Origin of the sequence: Corynebacterium sp. HMSC063G05 (genome assembly GCF_001810555.1) — a bacterium.
Taxonomy (GTDB): domain Bacteria; phylum Actinomycetota; class Actinomycetes; order Mycobacteriales; family Mycobacteriaceae; genus Corynebacterium; species Corynebacterium jeikeium_D.
The window spans coordinates 115,628-131,155 of record NZ_KV801845.1; the positions used below are offsets into that span (position 1 = coordinate 115,628).

Genomic DNA, 15,528 nt, shown 5'->3' on the forward strand with positions numbered 1-15,528 from the left:
ATGCGTTGCCCAGCGTACCCTGCTAGAAGCTAGCACTAGCTCAGAGTGGCACTTTGTTCTTGAAGAAATTGACGTAGTTCCGATCGGAGATCTTTCCCAGCATAAACTCTGGCTCCAACCCGAACATCGACCAACGAGTCTTCGTTGACCAGGACAGAGACTGAGGTGTCGTAGTGCGGTGGTAGCTAATTTGGTAACCGTCAGTGTGAACTCGAATCTGTGTGTATCCACCCGGATAGCCGAGTGCCGCACCCCGCTCACAGAAGTCCGTATCCCCGTAGTCAGCGATACCACGGCGGCTGCGGTGCGTATGACCAGCGAACACGCCTTTGGCACCCGGCGTGGCGGCCAGAATCTCCTGAAAAATCTTGGCCTGCTGCGCCTCGACCATGAATGCCTCACCACCGAAATGCGAACGCACCGCATCCTGAGTAAACGGGTGATGCGCAAACAAAATTGTCGGACGCTCTGGATCGTCTGCGAGTTCGGCACGCAATGCACGCATCTGCCGCTCATTAATACGTCCACCTGCATAACCAAACTCGGCGGTATCAACACCGATGAGGCGCACTTCGCCGACGCGAGTCGACCAGTGCTGCTGCGTCGGCACAAGACGCTGGCTGAAGTAATCCGGAACCGCGGTCTTGCCTTTGCGGATTCCGCGTCCCCGGAAACCATTGATATTGGGTAGCCCGGGCGGGTGCACATCGTGATTACCACGGGTGACAAACCAGTTTTTCCCAAACTCACCGAAAGTATCCAAAACCCTGATGAGTTCGTCATACTCCTCAGGGCGGTTGCTATCCGTGCAATCGCCATTGATGACGAGAGTGTCTAACCCGGCAGCCTTTACCGTGTCCACCAGACCCTGCAATTGCATAGAGGCAAAAGGCTGCTCTCCCGGACCGGAGGAAAGACCGAGGTTGCCAATGCGAATGCCGTCATGATTGGGCTTACCAATGTGTGTGTCATTCGTCAGCGCGAACGTCGCCAAATGTGCACCCTCCAGCGCTGGCAGAGTGCTTACGACGCCTGTCTTCTCCGGTGCCGTTTTGCTCATGGTGATATTCAGCGACGGAACCGCGCGACAGTTGTGTGACCAGCACTCAAAGCGGTACTCCCGTCCCGGCTCCAACCCGTCAATGACCACATGGTGGTAGCCCGACTCTGAGTACCCCTCGTGCACGAGCTCTAACTGCGTTGAATCCGCAGGACCAAGCAGCACCCGCTCATCCGAAGGAACGGTCGGCTTAATGAAGCCATACGCTGTCTGCACTCCCGGAGCATATGTTGCCCATGTAAATGCCACTGACGTGTCTGTGACAGTGATGACCTCCAAGTCGCTAGCCAGTACCTGCCACGACTTGGAATCCGACTGGGTAAGCCCCAGACCCGACGTGACGTACTCAAGGCCGTACGCTCCCGAGGTTTTCGCGACGGCCATTGAACTTGCAGCAAGAGTTGCAACAGAGAGGTAGGCCCGGCGGGAAATGCTCATGGCAAATAAGCCTAGAACCTAAAGATGAAAATTAGATGAACTCTCCCTCTAATCTCAGAAAAATAGGAACGCAACGACAAGAGACACACGGCCAAAACAGCGCAAAATAAAACACCGCCTACCAAGTCATGGCAGGACGGTGTTTTAGGAAAATGTGGCTTGAGCATCTTTGTGAGCTTTTACCGGCTCACCAGTATGTAGATTGCTCTGAAACTGTAACTACTTCAGTTCCTTGGAGGACAGGCCCAGGGTGCGGCGAGCAACGACCAGCTGCTGAATCTGCTGGGTACCTTCGAAGATGTCCAGGATCTTGACGTCGCGGGACCACTTCTCCAGCAGGTTACGCTCAGAGTAACCGAAGGTACCTGCCAGCTGAACGGCACGGAGGCAAATCTCGGTGCCTGCACGGCCGGCCTTGGCCTTACACTCGGAAGCTTCCAGAGTGTTCGGCTGCTTGTTGTCAGCCATCCACGCAGCGCGCAGAGCCAGGAGGTATGCAGCCTCCCAATCGGACTCCAGCTTCAGGTACTCAGCTGCAGCAGCGCTCTGGGTGTGTGCCGGTGCATCGTAGTCAATCTCGATGCCAGCCTCTTCCAGGATGCGACGCAGCTCTTCCAGCGAAGCACGGGAGACGCCGATGGCCATACCCGCAACCAGCGGACGAGTGTTGTCGAAGGTCGCCATTGCGCCGGCGAAGGACTTCTTAACATCAATGTCCGGGGAACCCAGCAGGTTCTCCTTCGGAACGCGGACATTGTCCAGGCGGAGCACTGCGGTATCCGAGGAACGAATACCCAGCTTCTCCTCCAGGCGCTCAACGGTGAAGCCCGGAGTGCCCTTCTTCACCAGGAAGGACTTGATGGCAGCACGGCCCTTGGACTTGTCCAGGGTCGCCCACACAACGACGGAGTCGGAACGCTCACCAGCAGTGACGAAGATCTTCTCACCGTTGATGACGTACTCATCACCATCGAGCTTGGCGGTGGTGGAAACTGCGGAGGAGTCAGAACCGAAGGACGGCTCGGTAATTGCCATGGAAGCCCAGGTCTTACCGAAAGCCTCCAGCTGCTCATCGGTAGCAACAGCTGCGATAGCTGCGTTACCTAGACCCTGGTACGGCAGGGACAGGGTCAGACCCACGTCACCCCAGCAGGTCTCAATAACGTTGAGCAGCGAAGCCATGTTGCCACCGTTTTTTACACCGGTGCGCTTCGGCTTCTTATCGTCACCACGTCCACCGGAAGCACCGGAGAAGCCACGGCCACCATCTGCCATGCCGTCCATCATGGAGGCAAGGGTGTCGAGTTCCTTCGGGTACTCGTGCTCAGCGAGATCGTACTTACGGGAAATCGGTCGGAAGATCTCAGCGGCGGCCTGATGCGACTGGGACGCGCCCGCCTTGAGGAACTTCGGCAGTTCGAGGTTAATCATTTTCTTTCCTCTTAATTCTTTTCGGCTGAAGTATCTAGCGGTTTACAGAACGACGATGCCTTCGGCGACACCAATTGCGCGGAGGTCACGGTACCAACGCTCAACCGGGTGCTCCTTGGTGAAGCCGTGGCCACCGAGCAGCTGCACACCGTCGGAACCAATCTTCATACCCTTTTCAGTGGCGAAGGTCTTAGCCAGAGCTGCCTCGCGAGCGAAGCCGCGACCCTGGTCAGCGCGGGAAGCACCGCGGAGAGTAATCATGCGGAGACCATCGAGCTCAATCTTGATGTCGGCGACCATGAAGGCCACTGCCTGGCGGTGGGAAATCGGCTCGCCGAATGCCTGACGCTCATTGACGTAAGGAATGACGTAGTCGAGAACTGCCTGAGAAGTACCCATTGCAAGAGCTGCCCAGCCGAGGCGGGAACGACGCAGAATGTCGAGGTATGCCTCTTCACGGTCTGCAGCCGAGGTGCTAGCGCCGCCGAGAATGTTCTCGGCCGGAACCTTGACATCCTTCAGGATGACGCGACCCATTGCGGCACCGCGCAGACCCATGGACGGGTCAGCCTCAACGTGGAGACCTTCAGTGTCGGACTCAACGATAACCAGAGCCGGCTTACCCTCGAGCTCAACACCGATGATGAACAGCTCAGCTGCGCCGGCGTTCGGAACGAAGGACTTAACACCGTTGAGGACCAGCGAATCGCCCTCGCGCTTTGCGGTGGTTTCAGGCTTGCGTGCGTCGAAAAGCGGGCGCGGCTCTGCGAGAACAACAGCGGCGGCCGGGACGTTCTCGCCAGCGAATGCCGGCAGGTAGGTCTTCTGCTGCGAGTCGGAGCCGTGAGCGGTCAGGGTGGCAGCGACACCGGCCGGAGCCAGCACTGCCAGAGCCAGACCCATGTCACCGTAGGACAGAGCCTCCGCGACCAGCGCGTTGGTGGTGACGTCCTCGCCGGTAGCGATGCCCTCGAAAGCCTCCGGGACGTTGATCATAGTGACGCCCAGCTCAGAAGCCTCAGAGACGAGATTCTCCGGGGGAGTTGCCTCGTGGTCGGACTTGTAAGCAGCCTCGCGCAAGCGCGACTCAGCAAACTCCTTAACCGTCTCGACGATCATCTGCTGATCCTCGGTCGGGGTGAGGTCGAAGAGCTTCTTTGCCTTCTCCTCGGCTGCGGCCTCCTGTGCAGCCTGGGCTTCCTCAGCCGGACGCTCCGGCTTACCGGAACCGGAAATCTTCTTAAACTGACGGTTCGCGGCACCAAGGGTCTTAAAACCGGACTTGGTGGACTGGTACACCACGCGGTCGATCTTTGGCTGAAGGTCGTACTTCTGGGCGAAGTCCGAACCAGTAATCGACGTGATGAACCGCATTGCCGCTCCGATAGCGTCGCGACCAGGGTTATTGCGGCCGACAGTCGAATCTTCGCGGTTCTTCTTCTCGCTCATGTGATCATGGCCTTTCGAGTCAGAACTATTACTGGCATAACAATAAAACAATCACGTGACCGTTGTCACAAGAATTGAAAAAACATTGCCAAGTAACAGAAAACTTTCAGGCTTCTAACTTGTCAGGCGATAACGCGGTTAACAACGTAGTTGCGATCAGAGAGCTCACCAAGCAGAGCCTCGGGCTCGAAACCGTACATCGCCCAACGGGCACGCGCAGTCCACGCAAGCGCATCTTCGCTGCTCAAACGGTGAAAGTTAACCTGGTAGCCACCGGAGTAGACATGCAGCAGTGTGTAGCCACCGGGGTATGCTTTGCACGCGCCGGTCTCCAAATAATCAACGCCGGCCCCAACATCACCGCGAGTACGCTTTGCACGGTGGGTGTGACCTGCCCCCGCAAAGAATACACCCGGAGCGTCGTTAAGCATCTGCTGCAAGCGTCGTGCATCAGCGCTGTTGAGAATGAAGGTGGGCCCGGCAGCATGTGTCCAACCAGCCTCGGAGGTAATTGGGTGATGAGCCAGCACAACTGTCGGCTTACTGGGGTCACGCTGCAATTCCCGCTCCAGTGCATCGAACTGTTCCGGGCTAATTTCGCCGCCGGACTCATCCAACTTCGATGAATCCAGCCCTATGACACGGACCGGCCCCTGCTGAGTGACCCACAGTTCCTGCCGCGGACGCCCCAGGAGAACACCGAAGGGATCGCGATGATTCTCGGTACCCTCCAAAACCGGGAATTCGTCGTAGCCAGCAGATGGATCGGCATCCGGCTTATGCGGACGATCATGATTGCCGCGGGTGACAAACCACTGCCGCTCCTGAGCACCAAAAGTATTCATAATCTCGGCAAATCGACGCACCTCCGCCGGACGTGCTTCCGACGTGGCATCACCGTTGACGAAAACCTTTTCAATCCCCATCCCCCGCAGCTCGGCGAGCGCAGCCGTCAGCATGACCTCGGGATACGGCGCGGCACCCGGTTCAGAAAAGATAGGAGCGGGGAAATCGCCGGTGATAATACCGTGCCCATTTTCGCCAATATGCGCGTCATTAAGGATGGCAATCGTGGTCAGGTACTCCCCTTCCGGAGCGACCAACGTCGTGAACTGTCCAGTTTGCTCGGGTGCATTGGGGAGGTTTCGGGTAATTAATCCCGGCTCGGCGACCAGTCCATTCGATCGACATTCGAAACGGTACGTGGTTCCAGGGCGCAGCTTATCGACGGTCACAAAGTGGTAGCCAACCTGCGTCTCGTCCTTATGTACCACGGGTAGCTCGCCGCCCTCATCGGCATCGACTGGCACTAGCGCAACTTCAGTGTCGGCCGGCGCCAGTGGAGCCAGCTTCCCCCACGCTGGATGTGGGCCTGCATACGTCGCCCACGAAAATGTCACCGACGTATCGGTCACGGTCACGACTTCCAGGTCCGTCACAACAAGGCCGCTGGTCAACCCGGTGAATGGAAACGGCGACTGGTTCGGGGCCGCCGATGCAACTGCTCGCGTCCCGACGCTATTGACGGCAACCGCTACAGCCCCCGCACCCGCTACTGCTCCCAAGCGCAATACGGATCGCCGATCAATTTTCTTATTCCCATTTACCGAATTCACGGGTGAAGAAATTACGGGATAAAAATAATCCCGGTGATAACACCGGGATAACTACACATGAATTCAGTCGCTTACGCTTCCGGCTTCACGATCGGGAACAGCACGGTTTCGCGAATGCCAAGGCCGGTCAGGGCCATCAGCAGGCGGTCAATGCCCATGCCCACACCGGTCGTCGGCGGCATGCCCTGCTCCATTGCGTGCAGGAAGTCCTCATCCAGAACCATGGCCTCGTCGTCGCCGCCAGCGGCCAGTCGCGCCTGATCCTCAAAGCGCTCACGCTGGACAACCGGGTCAACCAGCTCGGAGTAGCCGGTAGCCAGCTCGAAGCCACGGACGTAAAGATCCCACTTCTCGGTCACGCCAGGCTTGGAGCGGTGCTGACGAGTCAGCGGAGAGGTCTCGACCGGGAAGTCGCGGACAAAGATAGGACCGTCGAGCTGGTCTTCACAGAGCAGCTCCCAGATTTCCTCAACCAGCTTGCCGTGGCCCCAGCCGCCCTTCTCCGGAACCTCAAGGCCAATCACATCGGCGATTGCCTTGAGCTCCTCGACGGTCGAGTCAATAGTGACTTCCGGCTGACCAGGGAACTTGCGAGCAAGTGCCTCGTTCAGCGACGGGTACATCTCAATCTGCTTCCACTCGCCGCCGAAGTCGAACTCCGTACCGTCGGCAAGCGTGACGGTCGTCGAACCGAAGACCGCGACGCAGATTTCCTGAATGACCTCGCGGACGGTGCGGGCGGAGTCATCGTAGGTGCCGAATGCCTCGTAGTACTCCAGCATCGCGAACTCCGGGCTGTGCGAGGAGTCGATACCCTCGTTGCGGAAGTTACGGTTGATCTCAAAGACTCGCTCCATACCGCCGACGACGCAGCGCTTGAGGAAAAGCTCCGGCGCGATACGCAGGTAGAGATCGATGTCCAAAGCGTTGGAATGAGTCACGAATGGACGTGCAGCTGCACCGCCGTGCAGAGTCTGCAGCATCGGGGTTTCGACCTCGAGGAAACCGCGACGCTCAAGTGCGTGGCGCAGCTCGCGGATGACCTTGATGCGAGTCAGTGCGTTAGTACGAGCCTGCTCACGCATAATCAGGTCCGTGTAGCGGTGACGCACGCGGCTGTCCTCGGACAGATCAGCGAACGACACCGGCAGCGGACGCAGAGCCTTCGAGGCCATCTGCCACTCGGTAGCCATCACAGACAACTCGCCGCGGCGCGAAGAAATTACGCGGCCAGTAATGAGGACGAAGTCGCCCATATCTACGTCCGACTTCCAAGCAGCCAGGGCGTCCTCGCCGACCTCAGCCTTGGAAAGCATGGCCTGCAGGGTCGTGCCGTCACCCTCCTGCAGAGCGGCAAAGCAGAGCTTGCCGGTGTTACGAATAAACATGACACGACCAATGACGGTCACGACATCCTGAGTCTCCTCGCCAGCCTCGAGGTGGCCCCACTCTTCACGGACATCCTTGAGAGAGTGAGTACGGGGAACCTCAACCGGGTACGGCTGAATTCCAGCCTCGAGCAGGCGGTCACGCTTCTCGCGGCGAATGCGCAGCTGCTCAGGAACGGTGGCGGTGTTTTCAGGGGTCTTCTTCGCGTCAGTCACGGCTATAAAGGTTAGCCGACTACACCGCCGACCTGCTAGTTGAGTGCCCTTTAGACACCAATCTTCTTGCCATCAGTGCGTACAACCTGAACGACGGCCGGGCGTGGCTGCTCCTTGCCACCGTCCGGCCAGTGCGAGGTCGGGTTGGTGGTCGGGTCCGGGTTGTCGCCGACTGGATGACCCTGATCCGTCTCGATTTCGCCCGGGTGCTGGACGTTGACCATCACGCGGTTGGAGAAGATCTGCGGACCACAGGTCTCTGCAGCAACCGGAACAGTCAGGAAGCACTTGGTCTCACCACGACGCTCGCCTTCGACGGCAACGGCGAAAAGGCCGTCGTTGGAGTCCAGCGCGTTGCCGTCGGTGGAAACCCACAGGTTGCCGTACTCGTCAAAGGCGACGTTGTCCGGGCAGGAAATTGGCGAGACCGATTCCTTGTCGAAGCCACCGAAGTAGGTGTAAGCCTCGTTCGGGTCACCACAGACCAGCAGGAGGTTCCACTTGCCCTTGGTACCGGCGTGGTCATCTTCCATCTCCAGAACAAGGCCATTCTTGTTCTCGGTGATTGGTGCGACCTCGACGGCGTCGGCAAGCGGGCGCCCTGCACCATCCTTGCGTTCCTTGCCCTTGTCGTCCTTCGCGCCCGCCTTACCGCGGTACTTGTTGTTGGTCAGCGCCGCGTAGACCTTACCGGTCTTCGGAGACGGCTCGATATCCTCCGGGCGGTCCATACGGGTCGCACCGACCTTGTCACCGGCGATGCGGGTGTAGATGCAGACCTCTTCGGCGGTCATGCCATCAACGTGGGACTCGTGCTTGCCGTCTGCCTTGGCGGTCATCAGCGGAAGCCACTCAATGTCACCGTCGAAACGGCCGTCCTTCGGCAGCTCACCGGAGCCGTCAATCTCGGACTCGGAATTACCGTTGAACTTACCGACGTAGAGAGTGCCCTCGGACAGAATGCCCATGTTGTGCTTGAGGTCCCCCTCCTTAATCTTGCGGGAGGAGACGAACTTGTAGATGTATTCGAAACGCTCGTCGTCGCCGGAGTAGCACACGACCGTGCCGTCGTCGGTGACGTAAATCTGACCGGCTTCATGCTTGAAACGGCCCACTGCGGTGTGCTTGACCGGGGTGGAGTTCGGGTCAGATGGGTCAATCTCTACCAGCCAGAAGAAGCGGTTCGGCTCGTTCGGCTCCTTGGAGACATCGAAGCGGTCGTAGTACTTCTCCCACGCGCGGTCGGACAGCTCTTCATTCTTGACCGAGTAGCGCTTGAGCTTCTTAACTGCGTCCTCGTCCTTGAGCTTGCCAACGTTGCCGAAGTACTGGTCAACGTTCTCCTCACCGGACAGGTAGGTACCCCACGGAGTAACACCACCGGAGCAGTTGTTCAAAGTTCCCTCGACCTTCATACCGGTCGGGTCAGCCTTGGTCTTCAGCAGATCGTGACCAGCAGCCGGGCCGTCAACTGTGAATTCGGTGAAGCCAGTGATGCGACGGTTACGCTTGTCGCTGAGAATTGGCTTCAGGAATCCCTTGTCATCCTCTTCCACAGCAAGGATGGTCTGGCCGTGGGCAGCCAGTCCGATGTCGACCTGCTCCTTAGTGGCATCTTCTTTCTTGTAGGCACGGAACATCATCGGCTCGGTGGTGTACTCGTGCGAGCAAACGTACAGCAGTGTGCCGTCTTCAGCCTTAATCAGGCCAGCGAAGTCATTGTTGAAGCCGAACTGCTTCAGCTGGTTTTCCGGAGTCTGCTTGTCAAAGTCGAACTCCGGGCCACCCTCGTGGATTGGGTCGCCCCAGCGAATCAGAACATTCTGCTCGTAGCCGTCCGGGATAACGACTGCGTCTTCCGTGTTCGGCTTGACGGCTTCGAAACGCATACCCTCCGGCGATTCGTCCTTGCTACCGTCACCGGCAGCAGCGGTACCGGAGGCGTCGGAGCCACCTGCGGCGCTGCCCGAATCATCAGAGGAGCAAGCGGCCAGCACGGCGCCACCGCCGACCGCAAGAGCACTAGCACCAGTGACCTTCAGTGCCGCGCGACGGGAGAATGCGCGCTGGGAGAACGCCTCCTTCGCAACATCACCGAAGTACTGGTTGTCCGAGAACTCGTTCGGAGCATCGTCAGCACAGGCATTACCACACTTGTAAGTGCAGGTCAGAGAGCTGCGAGAGGTAGCAAAAGGATTTGTCAGCAGATTCTTGCCAATACGAACCACGGGGAGACCGCCTTTGTATAGCTTCGACTAGGTGAGGAAATGGAAAACTAAAACTTTTAGATCCTCTAAGAAGCTAAGGACGTTGCGTTACCTTTCGGTTTCTAAAAATCAACTCGCCAATGAGCTTTAGCTGACGGTCTAATGACTTGCGCTTTAACGCAAAGTAAACACCCTGGTGTTGCGGTTCTCCGGCTCGACTCTTCTCTCCAACTACGCAGTCGAGCCCCAGCTCTGCGGGCTACGTGGACTAGCCCTGGTTCTCCGGGCTACGCGGATTCTTCAAATCAGAACCCTCCGGCACATCCGCCGGGTCATTGCCACTTTCCAGAATCTTGTTGTCCTCATCGACGAAGATGACATTCGGCTTGTACGTACGCGCCTCAGCGTCATCCATCATTCCGTAGCCGATGATAATAACCAGATCACCCGGCGATATCAGACGAGCGGCGGCACCATTGATAGAAATGATGCCCGAGCCGCGCTCTCCGGTAATGCAGTAAGTAGTAAGCCGGTTGCCATTATTGATATCGACGATGTCGACGGCTTCACCTTCAAGCAGGTCGGCCGCTTCCATCAAATCAGCGTCAATCGTGCACGATCCAACGTAGTGAAGATCAGCCTGAGTCACCGTGGCGCGGTGAATCTTGGACTTCAACATAGTGCGAAACATGAAAAAGGTAGGTCCCTTCCTGGATTTGTCCCCTGGATGCTTGCCTACCGCGGCACCCCTTAGCGTGGCAGGTTATTAGTCGGCACACTATAATACGACAACTTCCCAGCCACGAGAAACTACTTCTAAAAGCCGTCCTACTCGCTGTCCTGCTCAACGCCAAAGCCAGCGTTCTTCAGAGTTTCTCTGCTGGACTCATCTTTCAGACGAGCATCTCGCGCAGCACGAACCTTTTCCTGCAGCTCAGCCAACTCAGCGGCCTCTTCCTCAGTCAATTCGCCGTCCAGCCCCGCCGCCGACAGAGCCGCCGACGCAATTTCGGCGTCCTTCTGCCCGAGCTGCCCGAAACCGTTTGCCGAATCCGGGCGCGGCGCACCCAGAATCAAGCCAACATTATCAATGAGACGAGTAGTGCCGACCTTCGCAGCAACCAGCAGGCGAGCTTCAGTCTCCTGGCCGTCGCCGCGCAACGCCTCGTCGGAAAGCGGGGCGAGCGCAGCGTCACGCAGCTCCAAGTAATCCAACTCGACTTCAGGCTGGCTGGCGAGCACACCACGCGCGGTTTCCAGCACAGCATCCGCACCACGGTCCGCGACAAAAGCACCAGCAGTCAGCGCGGCGGACAGGGTTACTGCGAGATTGCGCTGCTCCTCGGACAGATAGCGGTTGCGGGAGCTCATAGCCAACCCGTCGGCCTCGCGAATCACCGGTACACCGTGCAACTGCACCGGCATATTCAGGTCAGTGACCATCTGCTGCATCAGGCACAGCTGCTGGTAGTCCTTCTCACCAAAAACGGCATCAGTGCAGTTGGTGATGTTGAAAAGCTTGTTGACCACCGTCAACGCACCGGCAAAGTGCCCCGGGCGAGTAGCACCTTCGAGCTCCGAAGCCAGCGGCCCCGGCTGCACCGTCGTGCGGAAACCGTTGGGGTACATCTCCTTCGCTTTCGGCGCAAAGACCAGCTCAGCACCGACAGCGCGGAGCTTCTCAACGTCTTCCTCCAGAGTCCGCGGGTAGGCGTCAAAGTCCTCCCCCTCACCGAACTGCAGAGGATTGACGAAAATCGACACCACCACAACAGCGCGCGGCAGCGTCTTCGCGGCCTGTACTAGTTCAAGGTGCCCCTGGTGTAGCGCACCCATCGTAGGTACGAGCACCACCGGCCGCCCGGTCTTCCGCAACGCACGGGTGACCTGCGCGATTCCCGCAATAGTCTTGTGAACAGTTGTCTCTCCGGCGGTATAACCCGTCATGTTTCCTCCGCGTTCAGATCTACCGGACCAAACTTTTCGCCCGACGGCAATACCTTACGCCACATCCCGGATGACCAGAACAGCCAGTCCGCTCAGCTCATCGGCGTAGGTACCGCAAAACCTCGTTGGCGCCGCGCAGCTCGGCGATGCGCTCGGCAAGGGCCAGGTAGGCGGTTCCCATTTCCGGTGCCACCGCTTCAATTTCACGTTCGTGCTTGACGACGGTCCCAAGGTCGTCCCGCGTCACCGGGCCAGTCAGCCCCCGGGAACCCCACCTCAAGGCATTGTCCAATGAAGCTTCCAGCAGTGGGCGGAGCAGCTCGGCGGCCTGGCCTCGACGCAGCTCAGCTAGGTCGGTGTCTTCGGCTGCTGCGTCTCCGCCGATAGTGGTTGCCAGCATTTCTACTGCATCGACCACAACTGCGCCCAGACCGTTTGAGCCGTGGGCCATAGCCGCGTGATAAAGGCCGCGGTGACGTTCGTTGATGAACACCGGACGACCGCCGAGTTCACCAATGAGCAGTTCACTGACTGTTTTCGCGAGCTCATCCCCAACAGTGATACCCCATGGGCAACCGGTCAGGAGCTCGGAGTCGTCGTCAAGCCCTGCGAATGTCATTGCGGGATGGGCGGCGATGGTCAGCGCGCCGGTGAGTGCGACCGGATCGAGCACGGCACGCCCGAGGGAACCAGAAGTATGCATGACGATGCGTCCGGGGCCGACATGGCGGGCGACTTCCTCGGCGACCTCTGCGATGGCGCGATCCGGCACGGCGATGACGATGAGCTCGCAGGTGGAAGCTGTGTCGGCAATGCTACTAACCTGTGCGTTCGGGAGACGTAGATGCGCTCGTGTGACAGATTCTGGTGAGCGCGCGACCACGTGAGTGACACGATGCCCACAGTGCTCTAACGCCTGGCCGAGCGCGACCCCGACTTTTCCGGCAGAAATAATCCCCACCGCCAACCGCGGAGCGGTTGTCCGATGGGGATGGGAATCATGCTGGCTTTGCGTCATGACTGACTAGGTTAGACCAAACCAGCTATGTGCAGTGAGTAGGCCGCGCATACTCGGTAAGCGACTAGGCCTCTTCGTCCTCGCGCTGCTCCCTCTTCTTGCGCATCTGCGCCATCAGCTCGGCAACCGTCAGGCTGCCCTTGTTGTCCTCAGCACGGCGCCGACCGTGGCTTGCAGGCTCCTGCTCAGGAGCCTGAGCCGGTTTCTGAGCTGGCTCTTCTGCGAGGTCCTCATCGCGAATGGCCTGCAGCTGGCGAGTCGGAGAGTCCGAGGCATCGTCCGATTCCGGCGCAGCGAATGGGTGCCGTGCACCGTGTGCCTCGTGAGCACCGCCCTGAGAATCATCCTCTGCGGCGTCCTCGGCCGGGGTTTCCTGCCAGTTGATGGCGCGGAAAGAGTTAGTGGAGAACTTCTCCTTGGAAACGGTTTCGTCATCCTTGGAATCGGCGACTTCGTGGACGTCAACCGGCTGGCCAGACGGCGAGAATGTACGGCGCATGTCGGTAGCCTCGGCGTCTTCAACCGGCGAAGCGGAGGATGCGGAGCCCGTGCCGCCGTGCTGGGTATGAGCGCCGACAGTGCCGTTAGCGGTCATCTCAGCGCGGTGGGAAGTCGCGCGTGGTGTCGGCCGGTCGTGACCGGTCGGATCCTTCATCGGCGAGGCTTGCTGTGGCGAGTCGAGCTCACGCAGACGCTCGGCCTGGGCGCGAAGAGCAACCTGCTCGTCGTCGAAATCCTCCCCCATGAACTCAGCAAGCTGGGCACGCAGTGCAAAGACCTCAGCGCGCAGCGCCGCAATGTTGTCATCGTTGTTGCCCTCAAGCGAGTCCAGGTAGTTCTGCTCGAGAATCAGCTCCTGCTCACGGTGAGTAGCCAGCTCGCGGTCAAGCTCCACCTTGTGCAGTTCCTCGATTGTCTCCAACCGCTTGCGCTCCAGCGCAATGGTCTTGCGGTATCGAGTCACCAGCACAGCCCCGATAACTGCCGACCACAACGCCAGCAGCACGGCAACCTTCATCCACCCGGCAGAGGAGGCAAAGAGCATGACGATACTGGCAATCACCGCGAGCATCAGCAGCACAACCATGAGAATGACGGCGGTTTTCTCCGTCATACCATCGGTAGAACTGAATTTCGTCACATCATTGCTCTGCTCATCTGCATATGCCGCATCAGCCCCGGAGTTAGCCCCAGCGGAGTAGCTTTCGAAAGCCGAAGAAGGCGACGGAGACGGAGACTCGGCCATATCCGACGAAGTAGCTGCCGCGTCGCCCTGAAAATATGCGGCATCACCCGAGCGCTTCGGGTCATTACCGGCGTTGGAGAGGTCAGTCATAACTCCCACCCTACCGAGTTAGTTCCCATTTCCCCGCTAGGAGGCGAAGAATTTTCGCCATCAGTTGGCAATTGGCAAACTTTTTCCAGCCACAGCCCCGCCGCAGCGAGCAAAATGCCGGATACTGTGCCGACAATCATGATCGGCCCGTCGGCCTGTGCAGCCGCAAGCTCCGTCCACTTCGGCAAAGCCCACAGCACGCCACCGGCGTACAAACCTCCGAGAATCGCCCCCAACCATGCGGATGCCGTACCGACCACCAGCCATCGCGACAACGTTAACGGCTGCACCTGGCTGCGATCCTGCCCGACCTTCCCCTCTTTCAGCACCGACTTAATCCACCGCGCTGCCGCCACACAGACAGCTGTGAGCAACCAGGGAAACCCCAGGTCCCACCAACTTCGTGGCCCGAGCGCACCGAAAAACTGTGCCACGATCATCCATGACGCCAGTGCGAGAACCAGCGCAGATGCAGCCAACGTAATCGGTGAGGTCGGTTTCATCTCTAGGCCTCTTCTCCATCCGCGCTGTCTGCTAGACGCACTGCGTTTACGTCTTCAGGTGCCAGCTTATCGACGAGTGCCGCGACCCGAACTCCCCCCAATTCGGCATCCGGGTCGGCATCGAGCCACGGCACCAGTACAAAGGCACGCTCGGTTGCCCACGGATGCGGCAGGGTCAGAGTCGAATCGTCAGAGATGATCTCCTCGCCGGTGTCCTTGTCAGTGACCTGCACAATGTCCACGTCGAGCGCCCGTGGTCCCCAGTGAATTTCGCGCACTCGACCAGCGTCATTTTCCAGTTTCCAACCAGCTTCCAGCAGCTCCATTGGTGTCCGGGACGTATCGACAATGAGCACGGCATTGAGGAAGTCACCCTGCTCTACCCCACCCCAAGGTGGGGTGGCATAAATTTTTGAGGCTGCGACCAATTCATCGGCGAAGAAGGCCTGCACACCAGTTAGGTTTTCTCGCGCGCGGTCCATGTTCGCGCCGATAGAAAGAACGGCGCGAATCATGCCAACCGCTTCTTCCGCGAACGGCGGGCTGTTACCGCAGCGTCATCAAAGTCGAGCGGAATGGGCGCATGCGGTTTGTGAATGGTTACTTCCACCGCATGTAACAGTGGGGACAATCCGCGTTCGGCGCGGCCATCGTCGTCGGCAAGCACTGCTTCGGCAATCTCGGTCGCGACGGTTTCGATGAGGTTGCGCGGAGTGCCGGTCAAAATTCCGTGCGCTGTGGCTGCGATGTCGGCGTAGTTGACGGTGTCGTCCAGCTCGTCGCTGGCAGCGGCACCGGAGAAATCCAACCACAGGGTGACATCACAGATGAAGTCCTGGCCATCGCGGCGCTCGAAGTCGAGACAGCCGTGGTAGCCGCGGGCTTTCAGACCTTTGAGTTCAATGCGATCAGCCACTGT

12 protein-coding genes and 1 pseudogene are annotated in these 15,528 nt (G+C 58.9%); all 13 read right to left on the minus strand.

The genetic code is table 11. The features are described 5' to 3' along the window. Positions 1–40: 40 nt before the first annotated feature. Complete coding sequence (locus tag HMPREF2751_RS03715; protein WP_048731772.1) at positions 41–1,498, minus strand: purple acid phosphatase family protein; 1,458 nt, start codon at positions 1,496–1,498, stop codon at positions 41–43. 219 nt (positions 1,499–1,717) lie between these two features. Then, complete coding sequence (locus HMPREF2751_RS03720; RefSeq protein ID WP_016421475.1) at positions 1,718–2,929, minus strand: acyl-CoA dehydrogenase family protein; 1,212 nt, start codon at positions 2,927–2,929, stop codon at positions 1,718–1,720. A 42-nt stretch (positions 2,930–2,971) separates the two neighbouring features. After that, positions 2,972–4,378, minus strand: coding sequence for an acyl-CoA dehydrogenase family protein (locus HMPREF2751_RS03725; RefSeq protein WP_048731769.1), 1,407 nt, complete (start codon positions 4,376–4,378; stop codon positions 2,972–2,974). Between the two features lie 122 nt (positions 4,379–4,500). After that, a complete protein-coding gene (locus tag HMPREF2751_RS03730; protein ID WP_016421477.1) occupies positions 4,501–5,994 on the minus strand; it encodes a metallophosphoesterase family protein in 1,494 nt (497 codons plus the stop codon). A 71-nt stretch (positions 5,995–6,065) separates the two neighbouring features. After that, positions 6,066–7,598, minus strand: coding sequence for a lysine--tRNA ligase (gene lysS, locus HMPREF2751_RS03735; RefSeq protein WP_016421478.1), 1,533 nt, complete (start codon positions 7,596–7,598; stop codon positions 6,066–6,068). Between the two features lie 50 nt (positions 7,599–7,648). Continuing rightward, positions 7,649–9,826 carry a PhoX family protein gene (locus HMPREF2751_RS03740; protein WP_049171890.1) on the minus strand — a complete coding sequence of 726 codons (2,178 nt, stop codon included), beginning with the start codon at positions 9,824–9,826 and terminating at the stop codon, positions 7,649–7,651. A 247-nt stretch (positions 9,827–10,073) separates the two neighbouring features. Beyond that, positions 10,074–10,496 (minus strand): aspartate 1-decarboxylase, encoded by a 423-nt coding sequence (gene panD, locus HMPREF2751_RS03745; RefSeq protein ID WP_016421480.1) that lies wholly within the window; start codon positions 10,494–10,496, stop codon positions 10,074–10,076. A gap of 314 nt (positions 10,497–10,810) precedes the next feature. Next, positions 10,811–11,752: pseudogene (gene panC / locus HMPREF2751_RS03750) on the minus strand (pantoate--beta-alanine ligase); the annotation flags it as partial. Between the two features lie 97 nt (positions 11,753–11,849). Next, complete coding sequence (locus HMPREF2751_RS03755; RefSeq protein ID WP_070429763.1) at positions 11,850–12,770, minus strand: Rossmann-like and DUF2520 domain-containing protein; 921 nt, start codon at positions 12,768–12,770, stop codon at positions 11,850–11,852. 64 nt (positions 12,771–12,834) lie between these two features. After that, entirely contained in the window at positions 12,835–14,106 is a 1,272-nt protein-coding gene (locus tag HMPREF2751_RS03760) for a DUF6779 domain-containing protein (RefSeq protein WP_070595485.1), read from the minus strand. Beyond that, positions 14,103–14,609 carry a DUF3180 domain-containing protein gene (locus HMPREF2751_RS03765; protein ID WP_049190665.1) on the minus strand — a complete coding sequence of 169 codons (507 nt, stop codon included), beginning with the start codon at positions 14,607–14,609 and terminating at the stop codon, positions 14,103–14,105. Before HMPREF2751_RS03765 ends, HMPREF2751_RS03760 begins: the two co-directional genes overlap by 4 nt. A gap of 2 nt (positions 14,610–14,611) precedes the next feature. Beyond that, positions 14,612–15,124, minus strand: a complete 513-nt coding sequence (gene folK / locus HMPREF2751_RS03770; protein ID WP_016421485.1) for a 2-amino-4-hydroxy-6-hydroxymethyldihydropteridine diphosphokinase — start codon at positions 15,122–15,124, stop codon at positions 14,612–14,614. Continuing rightward, positions 15,121–15,525, minus strand: coding sequence for a dihydroneopterin aldolase (folB, locus tag HMPREF2751_RS03775; protein ID WP_016421486.1), 405 nt, complete (start codon positions 15,523–15,525; stop codon positions 15,121–15,123). Before folB ends, folK begins: the two co-directional genes overlap by 4 nt. Between the last annotated feature and the right edge of the window lie 3 nt (positions 15,526–15,528).

What these genes read in the sequence shown, in the direction of transcription:
- HMPREF2751_RS03715 (WP_048731772.1), bottom strand. Translation starts at nt 1,498, where the DNA reads ATGAGCATTTCCCGCCGGGCCTACCTCTCTGTTGCAACTCTTGCTGCA.
- HMPREF2751_RS03720 (WP_016421475.1), bottom strand. Translation starts at nt 2,929, where the DNA reads ATGATTAACCTCGAACTGCCGAAGTTCCTCAAGGCGGGCGCGTCCCAG.
- HMPREF2751_RS03725 (WP_048731769.1), bottom strand. Translation starts at nt 4,378, where the DNA reads ATGAGCGAGAAGAAGAACCGCGAAGATTCGACTGTCGGCCGCAATAAC.
- panD (WP_016421480.1), bottom strand. Translation starts at nt 10,496, where the DNA reads ATGTTTCGCACTATGTTGAAGTCCAAGATTCACCGCGCCACGGTGACT.
- HMPREF2751_RS03755 (WP_070429763.1), bottom strand. Translation starts at nt 12,770, where the DNA reads ATGACGCAAAGCCAGCATGATTCCCATCCCCATCGGACAACCGCTCCG.
- HMPREF2751_RS03760 (WP_070595485.1), bottom strand. Translation starts at nt 14,106, where the DNA reads ATGACTGACCTCTCCAACGCCGGTAATGACCCGAAGCGCTCGGGTGAT.
- HMPREF2751_RS03765 (WP_049190665.1), bottom strand. Translation starts at nt 14,609, where the DNA reads ATGAAACCGACCTCACCGATTACGTTGGCTGCATCTGCGCTGGTTCTC.
- folK (WP_016421485.1), bottom strand. Translation starts at nt 15,124, where the DNA reads ATGATTCGCGCCGTTCTTTCTATCGGCGCGAACATGGACCGCGCGCGA.